The sequence below is a fragment of the Pseudoalteromonas sp. DSM 26666 genome (assembly GCF_900116475.1).
In the GTDB taxonomy this organism is placed as follows: domain Bacteria; phylum Pseudomonadota; class Gammaproteobacteria; order Enterobacterales; family Alteromonadaceae; genus Pseudoalteromonas; species Pseudoalteromonas tetraodonis.
In genome coordinates this window covers 651,716-675,381 of the sequence record NZ_FPAR01000001.1, presented here as the reverse complement: position 1 = coordinate 675,381, position 23,666 = coordinate 651,716, and the positions used below count along the sequence as shown (strand labels likewise).

General features: G+C 40.8%; 20 protein-coding genes. 13 read left to right on the top strand and 7 right to left on the bottom strand.

Going from position 1 to position 23,666, the window contains the following annotated elements; translation table 11 throughout:
- Positions 1-177: 177 nt before the first annotated feature.
- Together clpS and clpA are read left to right on the top strand one after the other, a co-directional pair.
- Positions 178-486, top strand: a complete 309-nt coding sequence (clpS, locus tag BM380_RS03045; protein ID WP_008110102.1) for an ATP-dependent Clp protease adapter ClpS — start codon at positions 178-180, stop codon at positions 484-486.
- Between the two features lie 68 nt (positions 487-554).
- Complete coding sequence (gene clpA / locus BM380_RS03040) at positions 555-2,816, top strand: ATP-dependent Clp protease ATP-binding subunit ClpA (protein ID WP_016899877.1); 2,262 nt, start codon at positions 555-557, stop codon at positions 2,814-2,816.
- Positions 2,817-3,010: 194 nt separating this feature from the next.
- Here clpA and infA read toward each other — a convergent pair whose 3' ends face one another.
- The 5 genes from infA to trxB all read right to left on the bottom strand — a co-directional run bounded on the left by infA (position 3,011) and on the right by trxB (position 8,972).
- Positions 3,011-3,229 carry a translation initiation factor IF-1 gene (infA, locus tag BM380_RS03030; protein WP_002962494.1) on the bottom strand — a complete coding sequence of 73 codons (219 nt, stop codon included), beginning with the start codon at positions 3,227-3,229 and terminating at the stop codon, positions 3,011-3,013.
- A 90-nt stretch (positions 3,230-3,319) separates the two neighbouring features.
- Positions 3,320-4,024, bottom strand: coding sequence for an arginyltransferase (locus BM380_RS03025; RefSeq protein ID WP_090492828.1), 705 nt, complete (start codon positions 4,022-4,024; stop codon positions 3,320-3,322).
- Positions 4,017-4,733, bottom strand: coding sequence for a leucyl/phenylalanyl-tRNA--protein transferase (gene aat / locus BM380_RS03020; RefSeq protein ID WP_090492826.1), 717 nt, complete (start codon positions 4,731-4,733; stop codon positions 4,017-4,019). The genes BM380_RS03025 and aat overlap by 8 nt, the downstream gene beginning before the upstream one ends.
- A 180-nt stretch (positions 4,734-4,913) precedes the next feature.
- The gene (locus tag BM380_RS03015; protein ID WP_081844607.1) at positions 4,914-7,727 is read right to left on the bottom strand and encodes a bifunctional aconitate hydratase 2/2-methylisocitrate dehydratase; all 2,814 of its coding nucleotides are present in this window, start codon (positions 7,725-7,727) and stop codon (positions 4,914-4,916) included.
- A 294-nt stretch (positions 7,728-8,021) separates the two neighbouring features.
- Positions 8,022-8,972: a thioredoxin-disulfide reductase gene (gene trxB / locus BM380_RS03010; RefSeq protein WP_008110078.1), complete on the bottom strand. Its 951-nt coding sequence runs from the start codon at positions 8,970-8,972 to the stop codon at positions 8,022-8,024.
- A gap of 276 nt (positions 8,973-9,248) precedes the next feature.
- On the opposite strand from trxB, the gene pssA reads away from it, so the two are divergent.
- On the top strand, positions 9,249-10,574 hold the full coding sequence (gene pssA, locus BM380_RS03005) for a CDP-diacylglycerol--serine O-phosphatidyltransferase (RefSeq protein ID WP_013464757.1): 1,326 nt from the start codon (positions 9,249-9,251) through the stop codon (positions 10,572-10,574).
- Positions 10,575-10,692: 118 nt separating this feature from the next.
- Here pssA and ald read toward each other — a convergent pair whose 3' ends face one another.
- Positions 10,693-11,814, bottom strand: coding sequence for an alanine dehydrogenase (ald, locus tag BM380_RS03000; RefSeq protein WP_013464758.1), 1,122 nt, complete (start codon positions 11,812-11,814; stop codon positions 10,693-10,695).
- Positions 11,815-11,953: 139 nt separating this feature from the next.
- On the opposite strand from ald, the gene lrp reads away from it, so the two are divergent.
- From lrp to BM380_RS02955, 9 genes are all read left to right on the top strand, one after another.
- Positions 11,954-12,433: a leucine-responsive transcriptional regulator Lrp gene (lrp, locus tag BM380_RS02995; protein ID WP_008110073.1), complete on the top strand. Its 480-nt coding sequence runs from the start codon at positions 11,954-11,956 to the stop codon at positions 12,431-12,433.
- 196 nt (positions 12,434-12,629) lie between these two features.
- Positions 12,630-15,119: a DNA translocase FtsK gene (locus tag BM380_RS02990; RefSeq protein WP_090492825.1), complete on the top strand. Its 2,490-nt coding sequence runs from the start codon at positions 12,630-12,632 to the stop codon at positions 15,117-15,119.
- Positions 15,119-15,745: an outer membrane lipoprotein periplasmic chaperone LolA gene (gene lolA, locus BM380_RS02985; RefSeq protein WP_024601693.1), complete on the top strand. Its 627-nt coding sequence runs from the start codon at positions 15,119-15,121 to the stop codon at positions 15,743-15,745. Before BM380_RS02990 ends, lolA begins: the two co-directional genes overlap by 1 nt.
- Entirely contained in the window at positions 15,738-17,081 is a 1,344-nt protein-coding gene (locus BM380_RS02980; protein WP_013464762.1) for a replication-associated recombination protein A, read from the top strand. Before lolA ends, BM380_RS02980 begins: the two co-directional genes overlap by 8 nt.
- Positions 17,074-17,454, top strand: coding sequence for a fluoride efflux transporter CrcB (gene crcB / locus BM380_RS02975; RefSeq protein ID WP_010389726.1), 381 nt, complete (start codon positions 17,074-17,076; stop codon positions 17,452-17,454). Before BM380_RS02980 ends, crcB begins: the two co-directional genes overlap by 8 nt.
- A gap of 9 nt (positions 17,455-17,463) precedes the next feature.
- A complete protein-coding gene (serS, locus tag BM380_RS02970) occupies positions 17,464-18,768 on the top strand; it encodes a serine--tRNA ligase (protein ID WP_090492824.1) in 1,305 nt (434 codons plus the stop codon).
- A 387-nt stretch (positions 18,769-19,155) separates the two neighbouring features.
- Entirely contained in the window at positions 19,156-19,656 is a 501-nt protein-coding gene (locus tag BM380_RS02965) for a hypothetical protein (RefSeq protein ID WP_090492822.1), read from the top strand.
- A gap of 13 nt (positions 19,657-19,669) precedes the next feature.
- Positions 19,670-20,230 (top strand): YfbU family protein, encoded by a 561-nt coding sequence (locus BM380_RS02960; protein WP_090493056.1) that lies wholly within the window; start codon positions 19,670-19,672, stop codon positions 20,228-20,230.
- A gap of 410 nt (positions 20,231-20,640) precedes the next feature.
- Positions 20,641-20,967, top strand: a complete 327-nt coding sequence (locus BM380_RS02955; RefSeq protein WP_064663113.1) for a YggL 50S ribosome-binding family protein — start codon at positions 20,641-20,643, stop codon at positions 20,965-20,967.
- A 448-nt stretch (positions 20,968-21,415) separates the two neighbouring features.
- Here BM380_RS02955 and BM380_RS02950 read toward each other — a convergent pair whose 3' ends face one another.
- Positions 21,416-22,528 (bottom strand): response regulator transcription factor, encoded by a 1,113-nt coding sequence (locus BM380_RS02950; RefSeq protein ID WP_252190555.1) that lies wholly within the window; start codon positions 22,526-22,528, stop codon positions 21,416-21,418.
- 183 nt (positions 22,529-22,711) lie between these two features.
- Between BM380_RS02950 and BM380_RS02945 the strand changes: the two genes are divergently transcribed.
- On the top strand, positions 22,712-23,617 hold the full coding sequence (locus tag BM380_RS02945; RefSeq protein ID WP_090492818.1) for an alpha/beta fold hydrolase: 906 nt from the start codon (positions 22,712-22,714) through the stop codon (positions 23,615-23,617).
- The last annotated feature ends 49 nt before the right edge of the window (positions 23,618-23,666 follow it).

Sequence of the window (23,666 nt, the reverse complement as noted above, 5' to 3'; positions counted from 1 at the left end):
AGTTATCCTAAACTGTATTGTTTGCTAGACTGACTAAGGTTTAATCAATCACCATTTGACTGTAGTTTATTTAAGCAACCAGTCAAGTGTTTTGGGTTATTTTTTAACATTTTATTTATTTTTTTATTCAAGTTTGCTTGAGTTACAAAGACAAGACTATATTTAATTATGAGTGGTATGAAAGATTCTGGTGTTATCGACACCGTTCGCGATAGTGAAAAGCAAAAGTTGCAGCCACCGCGAAAATATAAAGTTGTGTTAAACAACGATGATTACACGCCGATGGATTTTGTAATTGAGATCTTGATGACGTTTTTTAATATGGATAGCGATAGAGCAACTGATGTGATGCTGCAAATACATCAGCAAGGTAAGGGCATTTGTGGTGTTTACAGCGCAGATGTAGCACATACCAAGGCTGAGCAAGTTAACCGCTACTCAAGGGATAACGAGCATCCACTGCTATGTAGTTGTGAGCAGGAATAAATACCACAAAGGTGAACTTTCATCTTTGAAGTGCGGTATAAAATTATTATCTCTGTAAGGGGTTGCCAATGCTAAATAAAGACTTAGAACTAACTTTGAACACCGCGTTTCGTGAAGCGCGTACACGTCGTCATGAGTTTATGACCGTAGAGCATCTTTTATTAGCTCTACTCGATAATCCATCAGCTGGAGAAGCGCTTAATGCGTGTGGTGTTGACATTTCTGGATTAAAAACAGAGTTACTTGAATTTATTGATGAAACCACACCGGTTATTCCTGATTTAGAAGAAGAACGCGAAACTCAACCAACGCTTGGTTTTCAGCGTGTATTACAGCGCGCGGTATTTCATGTGCAATCTTCGGGAAAAAATGAAGTGACTGGTGTAAATGTGCTGGTGGCTATTTTTTCTGAGCAAGAAAGCCAAGCAGTTTATTTACTTAAAAAGAATGATATTTCTCGGCTTGATATTGTTAATTTTATTTCTCATGGGATTGCCAAAGGTGACGACGAATTAGGCGATGATACTGACGATATACATGAAGAAGTGCAAGAAGTTGCCAGTGAAGAAGCGAGTAAGCTCGACAGCTTCACCACTAATCTCAACATACAAGCCAAAGAGGGCAACATTGACCCTTTAGTTGGTCGCGACAGCGAAGTAGAACGCACTGTACAGGTGTTGTGTCGTCGTAAAAAGAACAACCCATTACTGGTTGGTGAAGCTGGCGTGGGTAAAACCGCTATCGCTGAGGGTTTGGCGTATCGAATTGTTAACGAGCAAGTGCCTGAAGTTATTGCTGATGCGGTTGTTTACTCATTAGATATGGGCGCTTTGCTTGCAGGTACTAAATACCGAGGCGATTTTGAGAAGCGCTTTAAAAGCTTATTAAAAGAGCTGCAAGCTAAACCAGGCTCTATTTTATTTATAGATGAAATTCATACCATTATCGGTGCCGGTGCTGCATCGGGTGGGGTAATGGATGCCTCAAACTTAATTAAACCGCTACTTTCTAGTGGACAATTGCGTTGTATGGGTTCTACCACCTATGGTGAGTACAAAAACATTTTTGAGAAAGACCGTGCCTTGGTACGTCGCTTTCAAAAAATTGATGTGCTTGAGCCCAGTGTGGAAGACACCACTAAAATTCTTAACGGCTTAAAAGAGCGTTATGAAGCACACCATGGTATTCGTTACACGCAAAAAGCGTTGAAGGCGGCAGCCGAGCTTAGCGCTAAGTACATTAACGAACGTCATCTGCCTGATAAAGCGATTGATGTTATTGATGAAGCGGGTGCAAGCCAACGCTTGTTACCTACCTCTAAACGTAAAAAAACGATTGGTGTTTCTGATATTGAGCTGATTGTGTCAAAAATGGCGCGTATCCCGCCACAAAATGTATCATCGTCTGATAAAGAAACGCTGAAAAACTTAGACCGTAACTTAAAAATGTTGGTGTTTGGACAAGATCAGTCTATTGATGCATTAACTTCTGCCATTCGTTTGTCGCGTTCAGGTTTAGCGAATGAGAACAAACCCGTAGGCTCATTCTTATTTGCAGGCCCAACGGGGGTAGGTAAAACAGAGGTTACCAAGCAATTAGCTAAATGTATGGGCGTTGAGTTTATTCGTTTTGATATGTCTGAATATGTTGAGCGCCATGCGGTGAGTCGTTTAATTGGTGCGCCTCCGGGTTATGTTGGTTTTGAACAAGGCGGCTTACTAACAGAAGCGGTCATTAAAAATCCACACGCTGTTGTACTTTTGGATGAGATTGAAAAAGCCCATCCAGATATCTACAACATTTTATTGCAAGTTATGGATCACGGTACGCTAACTGATAATAATGGCCGTAAAGCCGACTTTAGAAACGTCGTCGTGGTGATGACCACTAATGCCGGCGTGCAAGAAACCACACGTAAGTCGATTGGCTTTAGTGAGCAAGACCATACGCACGATGCAATGGGTGAAATTAATAAAGTATTTTCACCAGAATTTAGAAACCGCTTAGATAACATTATTTGGTTTAATCACCTCGATAAAGAAGTTATTTTACAAGTGGTTGATAAGTTTGTTGTGGAGCTTCAAGCGCAACTAGACAAGAAATCAGTTAATCTTGAGCTGACGTCTAAAGCACGTGAATGGTTGGCTGACAAAGGCTATGACAAAGCAATGGGCGCACGCCCTATGGCACGTGTTATTCAGGAAGACCTTAAAAAGCAATTGGCAAACGAAATACTGTTTGGTGAGCTAATTTCTGGCGGTACGGTAAAAGTATCGGTTAAAGATAAAAAGCTGCGTTTTGATTACGAAAGTGATTTAACCCCAGCCTAATGGTCGTTATACAAAAGCCTGCTTTGCGCAGGCTTTTTTTTATTTGCCAAAGAAATAGACAACAAAAAACCCAGCAAAGGCTGGGTTTTTTGTTTATTAAATGTAATTACTGGCGAGTATCCATTAATTACATTTAATAAACGCTTAAAGCTAGTTTGCACTAGCCAAAAACTAAATCTCGTTTACGCACTTACTTAGCGAGCACGGAATACGATACGACCTTTCGATAAATCGTAAGGAGTCATTTCTACCGTTACTTTATCGCCGGTTAAAATACGGATATAGTTTTTGCGCATTTTACCTGAAATATGAGCCACAACTACGTGACCATTTTCTAGCTCAACTCGGAACATTGTATTTGGTAAAGTATCAAGGACTGTCCCTTGCATTTCGATTACGTCTTCTTTCGCCATGTTTAGCGTAACACCTCTTTAATAGTTAAACGCTGCAGATTTTGCCCAAAATACGCCAATAAGTAAAGGCGCAGGGGCTATTTTTGTAAATTAAATAGCCAGCCACTGGTCATTGCACTGTTTTTGAGCAGGTAAAAACTGCGTTTTATAGTTCATTTTGTCGCATTCATCTATTTGATAGCCTAAATAAACAAATTGTTTTTGTTGTAGTTTAGCAAATTTAAGTTGCTGTAATATCATTACAGTGCCTAAACTAAAGTGCTCATAGTCAGGGTCAAAAAATGTATAAATTGCCGAAATAGCGTTGTCCATACAATCAGTTACAGCAACAGCCACTAAGTTATCTTGATCCCAAAGCTCTATAAAAGTAATGGTTAACCAACTACAAAACAAAAAGCTTTGAAATTGTGATTTATCAGGTGGATACATACTACCGTCTTGGTGGCGCAAGCTAATGTATTTACTGTAAAGTGGATAGTATTGTTCGCGTTCAACTTGAGAATATTTTACCTCAAAGCGGTTTTTTGCTTTGTTAAGTTTACGTTTTTGCGATTTTGTAGGCATAAACTCATTTGCTAAAATGCGCACAGAACTACACGCGCTGCAAATAGGGCAGTGCGGACGGTAAATTTGGTTACCACTGCGACGAAAGCCCAATCCTAATAATGACTCAAACTTATTGCTGCTGTAACAACTTGGATCGAGTATGACCAACAGTTGCTCTTGGCGGTTAGGCAAATAACTGCATTCAAATGGTTGGCTTAGGCCAATACGAGCGGGAAGTTGTTCATTCATAAATCGCTAATAGCTCCTGTGGTTGCCACATGCTGTCAGGTGGGGTGTAACATTGTGCTTTATTAAGTTTAGTTAAAAATTCTTCACGTGGAATAACGCTAGCACCTAACGACATTAAATAAGGATTTTCTAATTGGCAATCAATAAAATGCGCATTATGGCGTTTAAGCCAATTAACCAGCGCCCACATAGCCAGTTTGGAGCAATTTGTTTGATGATGAAACATTGATTCACCACAAAAAACACCGGTTTGCATAATCCCATATAAGCCACCTGCAAGCTCTCCCTCGCGCCAAACCTCTAAACTATGAGCAAGGCCATGGTGATGGGCATTAATGTACGCCTGTTGCATTTGTGGGGTGATCCAGGTGCCATCGGTATCAATACGTTGATCGCGACACGCTTCTATCACTTCTTCAAAGGCATGGTTTATGGTTACGGTGACCGGGTGCTTTTTTAAATGCTTACGTAGGCTTTTACTAACATGAAAGTCATTGAGCTCAACAATACCCCGCGCACTAGGCGACCACCACATAATTGGCTCGTGCTCACTAAACCACGGAAAAATACCTTGGCTGTAGGCATTTTTTAATCGCGCTACCGACAAGCATCCACCAATGGCAAGTAAACCATCGGGATCATCTAATGCATGGTTGGGATCAGGAAAAGCAAAGTGGCTTTGAGCGAGTTGATAGAGTTGTTTAGTCATAACACCGATTGAATAACTGCATGGTCAAGATAAAGTGTAACCTGTTGCTTTAAAATCACAAACCACAAATTATTGTGTTGTCCATAGGGTTGAGCAGGGCTTACATTCCTGTTAGGTAAATTTTAGACATAAAAAAAGCGCGTTAAAAAACGCGCTTAATTAAATGGTAAACTAATCGAATTAGCTAACCACTTTTACAGGTACTGCTTGTCCAGCGTTAAACTTAGTTGTCATTGCTTCTTCAACAGGTGTAAACGAGGTAAGGTCAATACCTTCAACCGCAGACTTATACTCTTCGATAGTCGGGAAACGACCAAGTACAGTAGAAAGTACTACAACCGGCGTAGAGCCTAGTAGTGACTCACCTTTTTTCTCAGATGTATCGGCTACTACACGGCCTTGGAACAGACGAGTTGATGTTGCGATAACAGTGTCACCAGGTTCTGCTTTTTCTTGGTTACCCATACATAAGTTACAACCAGGGCGTTCTAGGTATAGGATATTTTCATACTTAGTACGTGCCGCTGTTTTTGGTTTTTCATCGTCAAATTCAAAACCAGCGTATTTAGCAAGAATATCCCAGTCGCCTTCCGCTTTAAGCTCATCAACAATGTTGTATGTTGGTGGCGCAACAACTAATGGTGCTTTGAATGAGATAGAACCGTTTTTCTTTTCTAGGTTACGTAGCATGTGAGCAATAATTTTCATATCGCCTTTGTGAACCATACACGAACCAACGAAACCTAAATCAACTGGTTTGTCGTTGTAAAAAGAAACAGGGCGGATCACATCGTGAGTATAACGCTTAGAAACATCATCGTTGTTCACATCAGGATCGGCAATCATTGGCTCAACGATTTGGTCCAAATCAACCACAACTTCTGCGTGGTATTTAGCATTGTCGTCTGGAGAAAGTGCAGGCTCTTCACCAGATTGAATACCTGCAATACGCTTGTCAGCTAAGTCGATTAGACCTTGTAGCGTTTGCGCTTCGTTATCCATACCTTTGTTGATCATGATTTGGATACGTGATTTAGCAAGTTCAATTGACTTAATTAGCGTTTCATCATTTGAAATACAGATTGACGCTTTCGCTTTCATTTCTGCAGTCCAGTCAGTGAAAGTAAACGCTTGGTCAGCCATAAGGGTACCAATATGTACTTCAATGATACGACCTTGGAATACGTTTTCGCCACCAAATTGCTTAAGCATTTGCGCTTGCGTTGCATGTACAACGTCGCGGAAATCCATGTGCTTAGCCATTTTGCCTTTAAACGTCACTTTAACTGAATCAGGAATCGGCATCGCTGATTCACCGGTTGCAAGTGCAACAGCAACAGTACCTGAATCGGCACCAAAGGCAACGCCTTTAGACATACGAGTATGCGAGTCACCACCGATGATGATAGCGCGATCATCAATTGTAATGTCGTTCAATACTTTGTGAATAACGTCAGTCATTGCATGGTAAACGCCTTTCGGGTCACGTGCAGTGATCAAACCAAACTTATTCATGAACGCCATTAGTTTTGGAATATTTGCTTGTGCTTTGCTATCCCATACTGATGCAGTGTGACAACCAGACTGATAAGCACCATCAACAAGTGGTGAAATCGTTGAAGCCGCCATCGCTTCTAATTCTTGTGCTGTCATTGGACCGGTTGTATCTTGCGAACCAACGATGTTCACTTTAACGCGAACGTTTGAGCCTGCATGAAGTGGTGTATCAGATAGAACACCTACCGCATTACGGTTAAAGATTTTTTCAACCGCTGTTAAGCCTTGGCCTTCATGTGAAATTTCTTTTGAAGGTGCATACACAAGAGGAGTTTCAATGCCGAGCGTTTCAGCAGCAAACGTTTGTAGTTTCTTACCAAATACTACAGCGTATGAACCACCAGCTTTCATGAATTCAACTTTTTGCGGTGTGAACGCTGATGATACATCAACCAGTTCTTTATCACCGTTATAAAGCTTTTTCTCTTTTGTATTGATTGTTAATACAGTACCTGTGGCAACTGAATAAGCTTCTTCAAGCACTGCATCGCCATTTTCATCAGTTACAGTATTGCCGTCTGCATCTACTTTCTTAACCCAGTTTTTAAGATCAAGACCAATACCGCCGGTTACATCAACCGTCGTTAAGAAGATTGGTGCGATACCATTAGTACCTGCAACAACAGGTGCAATGTTGATGAAAGGAACGTATGGACTTGCTTGTTTACCCGCCCAAAGTGCAACGTTATTTACACCAGACATACGAGATGAACCAACGCCCATTGTGCCTTTTTCAGCAATAAGCATTACTTTAGCATTAGGGTGTTTCTTTTGAAGTTCAACGATTTCTTGTTGTGCTTCTTCAGTGATCATACACTTACCGTGTAATTCACGGTCAGCACGTGAGTGTGCTTGGTTACCTGGAGACAGTAAATCAGTTGAGATGTCGCCTTCACCAGCAATGTAAGTTACTACTTCGATTTTTTCTTCGATGTCAGGTAGTTTTGTGAAGAATTCAGCTTTTGAGAAACTCTCTAGTAATTCTTTAGCAATTGCGTTACCTGCTTCGTAGGCCGCTTTTATGCGCTCCATATCAGCATCGTATAAGAATACCTGAGTTTTAAGTACTTCAGCCGCTTGTGCTGCGATTGCTGCGTCATCACCAAATGCTAAATCAATTAGCATTTCAATTGACGGGCCGCCTTTCATGTGTGAAAGCAGTTCAAATGCAAATTCTGGAGTGATCTCTGCAACGTGCTCCTCACCTAAAATGATTTCTTTTAGAAACTGTGCTTTAACGCCCGCAGCACTAGTTGTTCCAGGTAAAGTATTATAAATAAAGAAATGCAGTGAATCTTTACGGTGCTCGTTATTAGTATCTTTAATTTGATTAATTATTTCTGATACTAGTTCAGCGCTATCGATTGGTTGTGGGCTTAATCCAAGCTCCGTTTTACGGGTTTGGATTTCTTCCATATATTTTGTATACAAACTCATAGAAAACTCTCGGTAATTTACTTGATATGAAGTTTAGCATTTTAACTGATTTTACAGTTTCTAGTAATGCCTAAATGAATAAAGCTTTTATTCCTGACGATAATTATAGCTAGTTTTACTTATATAATTTGACGGTATTTGTTGCTCACCCTTAGATCCTATCGCACCTAAGCCATTAATTGTATAAATAAAACTAATTTCAATTATAAGTACAATGAATTTTGGTGTTAGTCCAGTTATGTTTGGGCACAAAAAAGGGCTGAAAATTCAGCCCTTACTATATGTTATGAAAACTTATAGGTTATCTAAAAAGCGTTCTGCATCAAGTGCAGCCATACAGCCAGTACCCGCAGAAGTGATTGCTTGACGGTAGATATGATCAGACACATCACCTGCAGCAAATACGCCTGGCACACTAGTTTGTGTTGCATTACCGTTAAGACCAGACTCAACTACTAAGTAGCCGTCTTTCATTTCTAGCTGACCTTCAAACATATCGGTGTTTGGCTTATGGCCAATGGCAATAAACACACCCGCTAAATCAAGTTCTTCAGTAGCATCTGATGCCACATCTTTAATGCGAACGCCGGTCACGCCCATTTGGTCACCAAGCACTTCATCGAGTGTACGGTTGTAGTGCATGACAACGTTACCGTTTGCTGCTTTTTCAGCAAGGCGGTCAGCAAGAATCTTTTCACTACGGAAACTATCACGACGGTGAATAACATGAACTTCATCAGCAATGTTAGATAGGTATAACGCTTCTTCAACCGCTGTATTACCACCGCCAACAACCGCTACTTTTTGACCTTTATAGAAAAAGCCATCACAGGTTGCACAAGCTGAAACGCCGCGACCTTGGAAATTAGTCTCAGACTCTAAGCCTAAATATTTAGCAGAGGCACCTGTTGCAATGATTAAAGCATCACAGGTGTAAGTACCTTGGTCACCGGTTAGTGTGAAAGGGCGCTTAGATACGTCAACTTTGTTGATGTGGTCGAACACAATTTCAGTTTCAAAGCGTTCTGCATGCTCTTTCATACGATCCATTAATGCAGGGCCGGTTAAACCGTGTGCATCGCCAGGCCAGTTTTCAACTTCAGTAGTGGTTGTTAGCTGGCCACCTTGTTGAATACCTGTAATTAAAACAGGGTTTAAATTAGCACGTGCAGCGTAAACTGCAGCTGTATAGCCTGCAGGGCCCGAACCTAAAATAAGTAACTTACAATGTTTTGCTTCAGTCATGATCTTTTCCTAAACGTTTAATACGGTTTTAATGCGCCCGATTCTAAGAAAAACAAGCAGGAAGTAAATAAAAGATGAGATTATTTTTTTTCGCAAATTCCGAAGCTGTTCATTAATGTGTACTAGTAAATGACTTATAGGCAGTGCTCGACTAATAAATAGACTGTTAGCCAATAAAACGACGTTAATTCATGACCAGCCTGATTTTTTTTGTTATCTTTTAACTAATTTTGATTTGTCACTGCTTAATTATGTGACCTAAGTGAATAGGCAACTATGTTATTTTGGCAAGAGAAACCCGCATTTGGGTTGACTTCAAAAGACGTTAACGTCTTAACCAATGCGCAAGAATACCGTACGCAATTGTTAGATTTAATTGCCAACGCAAAAAAACGAATTTATATCACCACACTTTACTTACAAGATGATGAAGCGGGTCGTGAAATATTAGCTGCACTACACAGTGCTTCGTTAGCTAATCCTGCGCTTGAGATAAAAGTATTGGTGGATTTTCATCGTGCGCAACGCGGTTTAATTGGAGCTGAAAAGTCAGAGGGCAATGCAAGCTTATATTGCGACGATTTAGAAAAATTTAATTCAAACGTTCAAGTGTATGGTGTCCCCGTAAAGGCAAAAGAACTGTTTGGGGTGTTACATTTAAAAGGCTTTGTTATTGACGACACACTGCTCTACAGCGGTGCCAGTTTAAATAATGTGTATTTGCAATATAGCGACCGATACCGGCTCGATCGCTACTTTTTAGTATCGCAAAGCGAATTATGTGACTCAGTAGTCGATTTTATCGAATCAACTTTATTAAGTTCTGAAGCGGTACCAAGAATTGATCAACGACCGCTTAAACGTATGGCTGACTTTAAGCTTGAACAAAAGCAACTTATGCGTGAGCTTAAATCGGCAAGTTATAAAAATGCGCAAGAGTTTAATACCCATGCAATGGGTATTCGTTTATTTTTAGGGTTAGGCCGTCGTAATAACGAGCTCAATCGCTTAATTAAAGCGTTATTTGATACCACCGAGCAAGAGTTGGTGTTATACACGCCGTATTTTAATTTTCCAGCGCCTTTAATGCGCTCTTTACGTCGCTTATTAAAGCAAGGTAAGCAGGTTACTATTGTGGTGGGCGATAAAACCGCAAACGATTTTTATCTGCCACCTAGCGAGCCATTTAGTAAAATTGGTGCACTGCCGTATTTATACGAAACTATTTTGCACAAGTTTGTAAAATCGCAAAAACGCCACATAGATAATGGCAACCTAAACGTATACCTTTGGAAACACGAGAGTAACTCGTTCCATCTAAAAGGGATTTGCTGCGACCGCAAAGTGCATTTACTTAGCGGGCATAACCTAAATCCGCGCGCGTGGGGGCTCGATATCGAAAATGGCATCCTGATAGAAGATCCTGAGCAAACGATAATGCGCGACATTGATAATGAACGCCAAGAAATTTTAAAGCATTGTCGTCGTTTAACCGGCCCTGATGATTTAGAAACCATGGACGATTACCCGCAGCCGGTGAAAAAACTGCTTGGTCAAGCTAAGCGCGTAAAAGTCGATTTTATTATTAAACGATTTATATAATACGAGGGTCTGTTGACCACAGACCCTAAAATTTAGATACAAAAAAAGCAGCTAATTAGCTGCTTTTTTAATGCTTATACCTAAATAATGACTTAGGTATAAGCGGTAACTATTATTGTTACGCGTTTTCTACTGCAGTACGTGGGTCAACATATTCCATGTTGAACGCTTCAGCTACTTCTTTGTATGTTACTTGGCCTTTAATTACGTTTAAGCCTTTTAAGAAGTGAGCGTCATCTAGTAGTGCTTTTTTGTAACCTTTGTTTGCAAGGTTAATGATGAACGGTAATGTTGCATTATTAAGTGCAAACGTCGATGTACGTGGAACAGCACCAGGCATGTTAGCAACACAGTAGTGAACAACTTCATCAACGATGAAAGTAGGATCAGCGTGCGTAGTTGCTTTAGAGGTTGCAATACAACCACCTTGGTCAATCGCAACATCAACAATAGCAGCACCTGGCTTCATTGCTTTAATGTGTTCAGCAGTCACTAGTTTAGGTGCAGCAGCACCTGGGATAAGTACGCCACCAATTACTAGGTCAGCTTCTAGTACGTGCTTTTCAAGCGCGTCAGCTGTTGAGTAAATAGCTTTAACTTTGTTACCAAACTGTGCGTCTAGTGCACGTAGTACGTCGATGTTACGGTCAAGTACAACAACCTCAGCACCTAAGCCAACCGCCATTTGTGCAGCGCTACGACCAACCATGCCGCCGCCAATAACAACAACTTTAGCTGGCTCAACACCTGGTACACCACCTAGTAACATACCACGACCGTGGTTTGCTTTTTCTAGCGCTTGTGCACCTGCTTGAATAGACATACGACCCGCTACTTCACTCATTGGTGCCAATAGTGGTAAACCGCCGCGTGCGTCAGTCACTGTTTCATAAGCAATACAGATTGCTTTACTTTTAACAAGGTCTTCAGTTTGTGGAAGATCCGGTGCAAGGTGAAGGTAAGTGAAAAGAATTTGGTCTTCACGTAACATTGCACGTTCAACAGCTTGTGGCTCTTTTACCTTGATGATCATTTCTGCTTTTGCAAAAACGTCAGCAGCTGTTTCTAAAATTTCAGCACCTGCTTGAACATAATCATCATCTGTAAAACCAATGCCCATACCAGCGTTAGTTTCAACAATCACTTGGTGGCCGTGATTTACAAGTTCGCGAACACTCGCAGGAACCATACCTACACGGTACTCATGGTTTTTAATTTCTTTAGGTACACCAATAATCATAATTTTGCCTTGTTAGAACGGGATAAAAATTTTTCACTATTATATTCATGCTAGGGTAGTGTGTCTCACCTTTTTTTAAGGTCTTTGTAGTGTTAGTATCTGTTAAATCGATTTTATTAGAATAAAAAACTAAAAAGCTATGCATAACTTATTAGACCGTATTGATCGCAAGATTTTAGTCGAATTACAACTCGATGGCCGCCTGTCAAATGTTGAACTGGCCCGACGAGTTGGCCTAAGCGCCACGCCCTGTCTAGAGCGAGTGAAAAAGCTCGAACGAGAAGGGTATATTTTAGGCTACAAAGCTGTGGTTGACCCTGCCAAGCTTGGTCAAGGGCTTTCTGTGTATGTGGAAGTAACCATTACCAAAACATCGCCCGACGTATTTGAAGAGTTCAGTGCCGCTGTTAGAAAGCACGAAGAAATTATAGAATGTCATTTGGTTTCGGGTAATTTCGACTTTTTATTAAAAACCCGGGTTAACGATATGTCAGAATACCGAGGCGTGCTCGGTGATATATTATTAAAACTGCCTAATGTGAGTGAAAGCCGCACTTATGTAGTCATGGAAGAAGTAAAAGGTGAAGAGGGCGTGGTGATCCGTCCTTTTGTTGCTTAATGATAGAGTAACAGCCTTTAATATACTTTTGTTGTTGCAGCCAACTTTGCTTTTTTAATAAGTGTGCGACTAAATAATAAAAACTTGTTCATAATCAGGCCATCATGGTTAAGATAAAGTGCATCAAAATACATTTCCTGCTAAGGTATTCTATTGCCAAGTGAGTGTAAAAAATAATAATGAGGGATAGGTAATTATGCGCCTAAACGGTGTACAAAGACTATTAGAAACGGGGCTCATCGTCAGCACCTTTGCAGCGGTATTTATTTTATGTGCTTTAATTAGTTTTCATCCTGCCGATCCAGCTTGGTCGCAAACGGGTGAATTTACCAACGTACAAAATATTACGGGTACAGCGGGCGCGTGGGTGGCCGACATACTATTACTTACCTTTGGCTGGCTTGCCTATTTTGTGCCAGCGGCTATTCAGCTGCTAGGTTACTTGGTGTTTAAGCAGCCACACCGTATTTTACAACTCGATTACACCACACTTGGATTACGCATTATTGGTTTTGCGCTGTTTATTACCTCAGCCACCGCTATTAGCAGTATTAATTTTGATGATATTTATAATTTTTCATCCGGTGGGGTAGTGGGTGATGTGATTGCATCAGCCATGATGCCAGCGTTTAATTTTACCGGTACCTCTATTTTACTGCTGTGTTTCTTTTTTGCAGGGTTAACCCTATTAACAGGTGTGTCGTGGGTACAATTTGTTGATTACTTAGGTGATTTAATTGTTAGGTTATACCGCTTTTTGGTGACCTATGCCCGAGGCTGGATGCAACGTGAACGCATTGCAGGTAAAGTACAAGACGAGCAACCTGATGCTTATTTTGAAGACGATACACGCCAACAAGAACCTGAACTTGCTAATAAAGTAGCAGACAAACCAAAAGCAATTGATAAACCAGCAACTAAGGTTAATGCCCCTCAAGACGACGAATTTATGCCGTTTGACGAGCTTGACCAAATACTCGATCAAGAAATTAGTTTCAGCGCCATAGACGATGAACCGATGGACACCGAGGCAGCACTTAACGCGCTGGATCAAAGCCCTGTGGTTGAACCTGAAAAACCAGCAACAACCGTGGTTTCACCAGCAAGGCCAATTAACAAGCCAAAATCAGGGTTTCAACCGCCGCCAACTGCAAAAGAGAAGTTTGAACAATTATTAGAGCAAGAGCCACCTCCGGGGCCATTGCCGTCACTGGATTTACTCGACAGACCCGACAAAGCAAAAAACCCAATTTCGCAAGAAGAGCTCGATAGCGTATCACGCCTTGTAGAAACAAAACTACTCGACTTTAACGTGCAAGCCACTGTGGTTGGGGTTTATCCCGGGCCTGTTGTTACTCGTTTTGAGCTTGATTTAGCACCGGGTATTAAGGTGTCTAAAATTACAGGATTGTCAAAAGATTTAGCGCGTTCACTTTCGGCAATTAGTGTGCGCGTGGTTGAAGTTATTCCTGGTAAAACCTATATCGGTATTGAGCTGCCTAATAAATACCGTGAAATTGTACGTTTATCAGAAGTCATAAACGCACCTAAGTTTGAGCAAAACCCATCGCCGTTAACCATGGTGCTAGGTAAAGATATTGCAGGGCAACCTGTGTGTGCCGACTTAGGTAAAATGCCACATTTATTAGTGGCCGGTACAACCGGTTCAGGTAAGTCAGTGGGCGTTAATGTAATGATATTAAGCTTACTGTATAAATCGGGCCCTGAAGATGTTCGTATGATCATGATTGACCCGAAAATGCTTGAGCTTTCTGTTTACGAAGGCATTCCGCATTTATTATGTGAAGTTGTGACCGACATGAAAGAAGCGGCTAACGCACTGCGTTGGTGTGTAGGTGAAATGGAACGCCGTTATAAGCTTATGTCGGCATTAGGTGTGCGTAACTTAAAAGGTTACAACCAAAAAGTAATGGAAGCCAAAGAAGCGGGCTACCCAATTATGGATCCATTATTTAAAGACACCGACGGCATGAAAGACGGCCCTAATGAGCTAGATAAATTACCTAGCATAGTGGTGGTTATTGACGAATTTGCCGACATGATGATGATTGTAGGTAAAAAAGTTGAAGAGTTAATTGCTCGTATTGCGCAAAAAGCGCGTGCTGCGGGTATTCACTTAATTTTGGCAACACAGCGTCCGTCGGTTGATGTAATAACCGGTTTAATAAAAGCGAACATACCTACACGTATGGCGTTTCAGGTATCAAGTAAAATAGATTCGCGCACCATACTTGATCAACAAGGCGCAGAAAACTTATTAGGCATGGGTGACATGCTTTATTTACCGCCAGGCACCAGTGTGCCAGAGCGTGTGCATGGCGCGTTTGTAGACGACCATGAAGTACATGCTGTGGTAAACGATTGGAAAGCCCGTGCTAAACCAAATTACATAGACGAAATTTTAAATGGCGATGCCACGGAAGATATTCTATTACCAGGGGAAGCCAGCGAGAATGGCGATGAAGAGTCAGATCCGTTATACGACGAAGCGGTCGCCTTTGTAATAGAAACCGGTAAAGTATCGGTATCATCAGTGCAACGTAAATTACGTGTAGGCTATAACCGTGCTGCACGTTTAGTAGAACAAATGGAAACATCAGGTATCGTGAGTGCACCAGGACACAACGGCGCGCGCGATGTATTAGTACCTAATGGAGCAAATTAATGAAAAAATTAAGTAGTTTATTATTGGTATTGGGCAGTTTAGTTGCTATGCCAAGTTTTGCTGACGACAGCCAAGCATTACAAGATAAGTTATCGACCTTAAAAAGCTTTAAAGCACAATTTAAACAAAACGTAACCGACGGTGAAGGCCAACTGGTAATGCAAGGCCAAGGCAATATTGCCTTGCAACAGCCTTTAATGATCCGCTGGCAGCAAACTAACCCAGACGACACCTTATTTGTGTCAAACGGCGATAAAACCTATTACTTTGATAGCTTTGCTGAGCAAGTAACCATTATGAAAACTAGCGGTTTAATTGACTCTACACCGTTTATATTGCTCACCTCTAAAGACCCTGCGCAATGGGAAAAATACAGCGTGATCGCTACTGACTTAGGCTTTAGCATTACCCCAAATAAAGGCGTAGAAAGCCAAGTAGAGCAGCTTGATATTACTTTTGCTGATAACGAGCAGGGGCTTGCAAAACTGGTGGTTAAAGATAACTCAGGCCAGCTATCTGCGTTTACATTTAGCAATGCACAGGTTAATACTGAGCTTGATAAAACAACTTTTGAATTTACCCCGCCAGCGGGTGTAGAAATAGACGATCAGAGTAACGGTGAGTAATTTAGGATTTAACTTTGGGCCCGATGTGCGCCCACTCGCTGCGCGTATGCGCCCTTTATCGCTTAACGATTACATAGGGCAGCAACATTTACTCAGCGCTGATAAACCTCTTCATCAAGCGATAGTAGCAGGGCGCTGCCATAGTTTAATTTTATGGGGGCCGCCGGGGGTAGGTAAAACTACGCTGGCACAAATTATTGCTAACCATGCAGACGCTGAACTAATTCAAATGTCGGCAGTAACCGCTGGCGTTAAAGATATTCGCGATAGCGTAACCCAAGCGCGCGATAACTTACAAAGCCGTGGTCAGCGCACTTTGATGTTTGTTGACGAGGTACACCGCTTTAATAAATCTCAGCAAGACGCGTTTTTACCGCATATTGAAGATGGCACTTTTATATTTGTTGGTGCCACCACCGAAAACCCCTCATTTGCGCTTAATAATGCGATTTTATCTCGCGCAAGGGTGTATGTATTAAAATCCTTGCAAGAAAGCGATTTATACACAGTAATAGAGCGCGCACTCAAACAAGACGAACAACTTAGCCAAAAGCAAATCGTGATTGCAGATAACGCCAAACAAGCGCTGTGCCAAGCAAGCGGTGGCGATGCTCGTAAAGTGCTTAATTTACTCGAGCAAGCAGTCGATTTAACCACTGAGCAAAACGGCAAGTACAACGTAGACGAACAGGTACTCAGCCAAGTTCTTCCCACGCATTTAGCTAAATACGATAAAGGCGGCGATGAATTTTACGATTTAATTTCGGCGTTTCATAAATCGGTGCGAGGCAGTTCGCCAGATGGTGCGCTTTACTGGTACTGCCGTATTTTAGCCGGTGGCGGCGACCCGCTTTATGTTGCAAGGCGCTTATTAGCAATTGCCACAGAAGACATCGGCAACGCCGATCCACGAGCGATGGAAGTGGCTTTAAACGCATGGGATATTTTTCAGCGTGTTGGCCCAAGCGAAGGTGAGCGCGCCATTGCACAGGCCACTTTGTACTTGGCTAGTGCACCTAAAAGTAATGCGGTTTATATGGCGTTTAATCAAGCCAAACAAGACGCTAAAAACGAGCCAAGCTACCCGGTACCAGAGCATTTACGTAATGCCCCCACCAATTTAATGAAAGACTTAGGCTATGGCGCAGAGTATCGTTACGCGCATAACGAAGAAGGCGCATTTGCTGCTGGCGAAAAATACCTACCGCCAGAAATGGATGGAAAACAATACTACCAGCCAAGTGATCGTGGACTTGAGCAAAAAATTAAACAAAAGCTCGATTATTTAAAAGAGCGCGACGCACAAAGCCCAATAAAACGTTATGAGCATGATTAAACTTTACATGATGATAGCCCTTGGCGGAGCGTCAGGAGCCTGTTTACGGTTTTTTATTAGCGAAACCATGCTAAAACTCCTCGGTAGGGGATTCCCTTTTGGCACGTTGACGGTTAATATTCTGGGTTCATTGTTGATGGGCATTTTATACGGTTTAATAGATAAACAAGTTATTGCCGTCAGTCCTGCTAAAACCCTCATCGGAATTGGCTTTTTAGGTGCGTTAACCACCTTTTCAACATTCTCAATGGATTCGTTGTTGTTATTACAACAAGGTCACTTTATTAAAATGGCCCTCAATATCATCTTAAACGTGATGGTGTGTATTTTTATGGCTTGGCTGGGCCTTCAGCTAGTAATGCAAAAAGGTTAAAAAACTAACATGTTAGATTCTAAATATTTACGTCAAGATGTCGAACAAACTGCAGCACGTTTAGCCGCACGTGGTTATGAGCTAGATGTAGCGGTAGTGACTGAACTTGAAGAAAAACGCAAAACATTACAAGTAAAAACGCAAGAACTTCAAAGTCAACGTAACGCCAGTGCTAAAGCCATTGGCCAAGCAAAAGCAAAAGGCGAAGACGCACAACCATTGCTAGACGCAGTTGCTAACTTAGGCAGCGAGTTAGACGCGGCTAAAGCTGAGCAAGACGAAGTGTTAGAAGCAATTAAACAAATTGCCTTAGCAATTCCAAACTTACCGGACGAGTCGGTACCAGAAGGCGCTGACGAAGACGACAACGTAGAAATTTTAACGTGGGGCACCCCTAAAAAGTACGATTTTGAAGTTAAAGACCACGTTGACGTAGGGCAAGACCTAAACGGCCTAGACTTTGAAATGGGCGTTAAAATTAGTGGCGCACGTTTTACCGTAATGCGCGGCCAAGTAGCACGTATGCACCGTGCACTTACCCAATACATGCTAGACACCCACACAGATAAAAACGGCTACACAGAAATGTATGTACCGTACTTAGTTAATAGCGCAAGCCTTTACGGCACCAGCCAATTACCTAAGTTTGCGGGCGATTTATTCCACACGTTAGGGCTAGTGAACGATGATGGCGAGCAGCAAGCTGGCTTTAGCCTTATTCCTACGGCAGAAGTACCGCTTACAAACAGCGCACGTGATGAAATTTACGAAGAAAGCGATTTACCAATTCGCTTAACAGCGCACACGCCATGTTTTAGAAGTGAAGCAGGCAGCTACGGTCGCGATACACGCGGTTTAATCCGTCAGCACCAGTTTGATAAAGTAGAGCTTGTACAGCTTGTAAAACCAGAAGATTCAATGCGAGCACTCGAAGAGCTAACAGGCCATGCTGAGCAAATTTTACAAGCGCTAGAATTGCCATACCGTAAAGTGATTTTATGTATGGGCGACATGGGCTTTGGCGCAGCTAAAACATACGATTTAGAAGTATGGTTACCAGCACAAGATACCTACCGTGAAATTTCATCATGTTCAAACATGGTTGATTTCCAAGCACGCCGTATGCAAGCACGTTTTCGTCGTGAAGGTGCTAAAAAACCAGAGCTTTTACACACACTAAACGGCTCAGGTTTAGCGGTTGGCCGTACACTTGTAGCAATACTAGAAAACTACCAACAAGCCGACGGTTCAGTAGTCGTGCCAGAAGTATTACGCCCATACATGGGTGGACTTGAAGTGATTGGTAAAGCTTAAAGTACTAGCTGTAAGCTGTAAGCTGTCAGTTTTTAGCTGTAAGCTTTAATAAAGAAAGCCGCTGTTTGTAATGAACAGTGGCTTTTTTGTGGGTAAAAGGTTAAAGGCGAAAGTAAAAGTCTAAGTTACGCTATTTGTCACTAAAAATAGTAAACCTGCCTCTATTGTTTATTTGCACAACACTTTTTGTCTGATATTACTGATCTCCACCATTTTGGTGTGTTGCGCCATTTATAAACCATGAGTGAAGCTAACTAATTGTTTACAGGTATTTATTTGAGGGCTAAGATAAATGCATTGTAATATATGGACATTTGTCGTTTTATAAACCGACAAATGTCGTAGACAAAATTGTTAGGCAACCCTGAAGAACAACCTGAGGAATAAATGGAAAGTATATTATCAATACTAGGATCGGTTGCATCTATCGGGGCTGCGATATGGGCTTTTATCGAAGCTGGTAAGGCCGCTGATTCTGCGTCTCAGGCAGTACAAGTTAGAGACGAGATGATCGATCGTAGACGTTTAGTTGAAGTTTCAAAAGTTCATGCGCAAACAGATAGAATTTTATCCGTCGTATCTAAGATAGGGCCGTCATGTAATATCAAAAAGCTAAAAGGCGTCGACTTTCATGGTATTGCAAAGGAAGTGGAAGAGTACGCAAGGTTTCTTAATGAGCAAAGCTCAAATTTCTCCGAACTCTTTGTAAATAAAGCTAGTTCTCTGTGTGGTGAGCTAAATGAGGATATTGAAGCATTATCAGATGCATCTGACCCCGAATCTATTAAAGAAGTTGGGAAGAGGATTTACTACAAGATTAATAGCTTCATGCCCTTTGTCAAAGATCTCGCTGACGAGCGTCAGGAACGTCCTGTCTCAGCTAAATAAAATGGAAGGTAATATGAAAATATCAGATGGTGAAAAACTAATACTCCTGATGCTGAGTGAACTGTATGAGAATCTTGAAATAGACGGTGAAATTGAACCGAAATTTATCCAGTCCGCAATATTCAGTAATAACTTATGGGCAATACCTTGGAAATATTCTGGGATACCTTTTGAGGATCAAGATGATCCAGAAATTGTTAAAGAGGTTCTTGATATATTGGATATGTGGAGCTTTATTGAGCATAGTTATAAGCAGTTGTCGGACGGAGAAAAAGTACAATTAGAAGAGGCGGCAAAACCGTTTGGAAAAGACCCTAAGTTTCCTGGGTTTGATGGAAATAATGAATCTTCCTATATGGGAATTGCATCTTTTATTGTTAATGATTTAGAGCGATTCGAAGAATTCAAAGGTAGAAATTTCAATTCTCATTGTCCATCTTTAGATGGGCACGGGAGAATGCTTTCCGTTTTCGAAGAGATTCGAAAAAATATGAACTTTGGCCCATTATCTGTTGATGACCTATGCCGCATTCTTAAAGAGCGTATTCATCCAAGTAACAGAGAAAATGCCTAACAAGGCCAGCCAGAGGGATGCCAAAACCGCCGCTTCGCTCTGGTTTTGTCACCCCTGCTGGTGGCGTTAGCTCTCGAAGGATTGTTGAAGTGTTGAAGTTTTTTTTACTAGTGTTCGTTCTGGCAGCAAAAAAACCAAAGGGGTCAAATCTTGACTTCAGACATCAGAACATAAATTCTTCAAAGTGGCTTAATTCAAGCCGCTATTTTCCTCTAAAAGCGCAGCGTCTCTTATCTTCTTTGTGAATAAATCTCTTCATTAAAAAGCACTCAGATAACAACTTAACAGTTAGTTATGTTCTAACTATATGTTAAATAGTAAGTTATCTTTGGCTTTTGCTCCTTTATAATTTATTCTAAGCCACTTCATTGACAGATTAATAAGTTGGCGTCATATGCCAAAGGATATTTATGAGTACTAAAAGTAGACGATTACGTAAGAAATTGTATTTAGATGAATTTGCTATTCTAGGTTTTGAATTTACTTGTAATTTAAATGTAACAGAGGAAGAGTTTGATTTATTGCTAGATGAGCTTTTAGAATTCATCGATAAAAGAAAACTTTGTATTGCTGGTGGAGGTGATTGTAAGTCATTCAGTGGCTTTATTTGTTCTGTTCATCGTTTTGGTTCGGCGACTAACCAAGATAGAGCAGACATTGAGCTTTGGTTAAAGTCTAAAGAAAACATTTCAAATATTGTTGTTAGTCAACTAGTTGATGCAAACTACGCAGTGTAATGATTTATTTAAAGATTATTTGGTTGAAGACCAAAATGAGCAAATATTAACTTCACATATCAGAACTTAAATTTACAAAAGCGGCTTAAAAGCCGTTATATTGCATATTAAGCACAGCGTGATAAATCGGGTTGCCCCAAGTAAATTTATCATTTTTGTCGGATGACGTGGCTTCGCCACTTATCCGACCTACGTTAAAAGGTAGGTTGGTTAAGCCGAAGGCGCCACCCAACAGAGTTCTAATTTAGGTGACACAAGTTGATGATTTAATTAATTTAGTTACTAATTTATGTGTTTATAACCCTCTAAAAGCAGCGAAATTGTCATGAATGTCATTAGTAATACTACAATAATCACTGACTCTTGAGCTTAATTGTAAAAGAGCGAAGTAAGGTTGAAGTTTTAACGTCATGGTTCTGTCGAGCTTGGTATATAAATTGTACTTATATTATTCAACAGCTTTTAAGCGTTTTGTTATGGCTTGTAATTTATCTTCTAGTGTAAAAGACAGGATTAAGGTTTCTTCTACAATTTCTTTCGTTTCATCAACTAACCCTACTAGCTCCGACTCTTGCTCTTCATCTAAGCCTAGAGTGATCATTTTTGATTGTATAGCTTGAGATAAGTCATTTACGAGTATTTTTATTTGTTTATCTTGCTCTGAGCATAGCTTTTTTATGGTACTAAAATCATCAGCAAGTTGACTTTTTAGAGTGTTTAAAGCTTGTTGGCGAATGTTGGCTTTTTCTAATTGTTGTTCAATAAATTCTATCCGGCTTTCTATAATGGTAAGCAAAATAGCGAAGTTATCTCGAAGGCGACCGAGTAAGCCTTCATCCTTTGTATTTATTCCTTTTACAAGCATTGAACAAGCAGGCGCGTTAAATAATAAATTAGAGCTAAATGGAACTATTCGCTTGGCTCTTCTGCCTAGTTCTAGAATTTCTTTTTCCAAGTCAGAAATAGTTTGTTTTGGGAATTGGTGATATTGGTTTGCTACCCTAAACTCTACGCAGCAGCTGGCGCCTGCATTAGTAAAATAGCGCTGTACGTTAGCAAATAATGTGTCTAAATCCGTTACCTCAAGATTGTCAGTAAAAAATGTGACTAATTCTCCAAGTTCGCTTGCTTGTTGCATTGATGTGAAAGCGGTAGATGAAGCGACTTCGAACATTTCTTTTAGATTATTTCGCTCTGTAATGCGCAGCTCTACACGCTTTAATTTTTCGTTAAGTTCCTTAAAATCTACTGGCTTGGCAATATAATCATCACCGCCATAGCCATACGCTGTTAGTTTGTCTTCACTCGATGTTAAGGCTGAAATAAATATAATTTCACAGTCGTCATACGCACCACATTCTTTTATTTCTTTAACCAAGTCGTAACCCGTGAAATCATTACTAAGTAAAATATCCATTAGGACTACTTGAGGCTGATGTTCCTCCATTAAAGCTAATATAGGCTCGCTGCCATCAGATGAGGTAATGTCATGTTGCTTAGATAGGACCATTTCCATGATATTTCTATTTTGAGGGTTATCATCGACGGACAATATTTTCACATGCTCTCCTAAATTTAACTACTCTCATCCTTCTTCAATATAATAGCCATGGAAATGGCTACCCGCAAATAATCGACTTATGTATATTTTTCATTACTTATTTAAGTGATACAACTTGAAGACTCAATTATGGTAGTTAATTAATTTATGTGTTTATAACCCTATAAAAGCAGCGAAATTGTCATGAATGTCATTAGTAACACTACAATAATCACTGACTCATTAGCATCGTGGCATAAGAGCCAATCGACGTTTGAATTTCAAGGTCATGACATTGCATATCATGTGCAAGGGGAAGAGGGCGCGCCGTGTTTATTGCTGATCCATGGTTACCCAACCGCAAGTTGGGATTGGCATAATCAATGGGCTGCGCTGGCTCAACACTTTAAGGTATTTACCCTAGATATGCTGGGTTTTGGTTTTAGTGACAAACCTCAAAATGTTACTTACAGCATAAATATGCAAGCGGATTTACTGACATATTTTTTAAAGATGTTTAATGTAAAAGCAGCGCATATTTTAAGCCACGATTACGGTGATACGATAGCGCAGGAACTACTTGCTCGAAGCAACTTAAATGAGCTATATGCCATAAAAATACAAAGCGTTTGCTTTCTCAACGGCGGGCTATTCCCTGAAACACATAAACCGGTATTACTGCAAAAGCTGCTACTTAGTCCACTTGGCGGGTTTGTGTCGCGACTTGCGAACTATAAAAGTTTTAAGCGTAATTTTGACAATATATGTTCTATACCACTTGCTGAAAAAGAGCTATACGAATTGTGGCAGTTAATTGAATACAAACAGGGTAAGCCTGTAATGGCAAAACTGATTTATTACATCACAGAGCGTAAATTACATCGTGCTCGTTGGGTTGGCGCTTTACAGCACGCTGAAATACCCATGCGTTTAATTTGCGGTATGGACGACCCCGTTTCGGGTCGCCACATGGTTAAACGCTATCGCGAGCTAATCACTAATTCAGATATTATTGAACTGGAAGGGGTAGGCCATTACCCCCAATTAGAACAGGCAAATCAAGTAATCAAATGCTTTATTGAATTTCATCGGCTAAAGGTGACGCATTAGGTTTTAAAAGTTGGATGTTGAGATAGGTACTCTTGACACTAAAATCTTT

What these genes read in the sequence shown, in the direction of transcription:
- clpS (WP_008110102.1), top strand. Translation starts at nt 178, where the DNA reads ATGAAAGATTCTGGTGTTATCGACACCGTTCGCGATAGTGAAAAGCAA.
- clpA (WP_016899877.1), top strand. Translation starts at nt 555, where the DNA reads ATGCTAAATAAAGACTTAGAACTAACTTTGAACACCGCGTTTCGTGAA.
- infA (WP_002962494.1), bottom strand. Translation starts at nt 3,229, where the DNA reads ATGGCGAAAGAAGACGTAATCGAAATGCAAGGGACAGTCCTTGATACT.
- BM380_RS03025 (WP_090492828.1), bottom strand. Translation starts at nt 4,024, where the DNA reads ATGAATGAACAACTTCCCGCTCGTATTGGCCTAAGCCAACCATTTGAA.
- aat (WP_090492826.1), bottom strand. Translation starts at nt 4,733, where the DNA reads ATGACTAAACAACTCTATCAACTCGCTCAAAGCCACTTTGCTTTTCCT.
- BM380_RS03015 (WP_081844607.1), bottom strand. Translation starts at nt 7,727, where the DNA reads ATGAGTTTGTATACAAAATATATGGAAGAAATCCAAACCCGTAAAACG.
- trxB (WP_008110078.1), bottom strand. Translation starts at nt 8,972, where the DNA reads ATGACTGAAGCAAAACATTGTAAGTTACTTATTTTAGGTTCGGGCCCT.
- pssA (WP_013464757.1), top strand. Translation starts at nt 9,249, where the DNA reads ATGTTATTTTGGCAAGAGAAACCCGCATTTGGGTTGACTTCAAAAGAC.
- ald (WP_013464758.1), bottom strand. Translation starts at nt 11,814, where the DNA reads ATGATTATTGGTGTACCTAAAGAAATTAAAAACCATGAGTACCGTGTA.
- lrp (WP_008110073.1), top strand. Translation starts at nt 11,954, where the DNA reads ATGCATAACTTATTAGACCGTATTGATCGCAAGATTTTAGTCGAATTA.
- BM380_RS02990 (WP_090492825.1), top strand. Translation starts at nt 12,630, where the DNA reads ATGCGCCTAAACGGTGTACAAAGACTATTAGAAACGGGGCTCATCGTC.
- lolA (WP_024601693.1), top strand. Translation starts at nt 15,119, where the DNA reads ATGAAAAAATTAAGTAGTTTATTATTGGTATTGGGCAGTTTAGTTGCT.
- crcB (WP_010389726.1), top strand. Translation starts at nt 17,074, where the DNA reads ATGATTAAACTTTACATGATGATAGCCCTTGGCGGAGCGTCAGGAGCC.
- serS (WP_090492824.1), top strand. Translation starts at nt 17,464, where the DNA reads ATGTTAGATTCTAAATATTTACGTCAAGATGTCGAACAAACTGCAGCA.
- BM380_RS02965 (WP_090492822.1), top strand. Translation starts at nt 19,156, where the DNA reads ATGGAAAGTATATTATCAATACTAGGATCGGTTGCATCTATCGGGGCT.
- BM380_RS02960 (WP_090493056.1), top strand. Translation starts at nt 19,670, where the DNA reads ATGAAAATATCAGATGGTGAAAAACTAATACTCCTGATGCTGAGTGAA.
- BM380_RS02955 (WP_064663113.1), top strand. Translation starts at nt 20,641, where the DNA reads ATGAGTACTAAAAGTAGACGATTACGTAAGAAATTGTATTTAGATGAA.
- BM380_RS02945 (WP_090492818.1), top strand. Translation starts at nt 22,712, where the DNA reads ATGAATGTCATTAGTAACACTACAATAATCACTGACTCATTAGCATCG.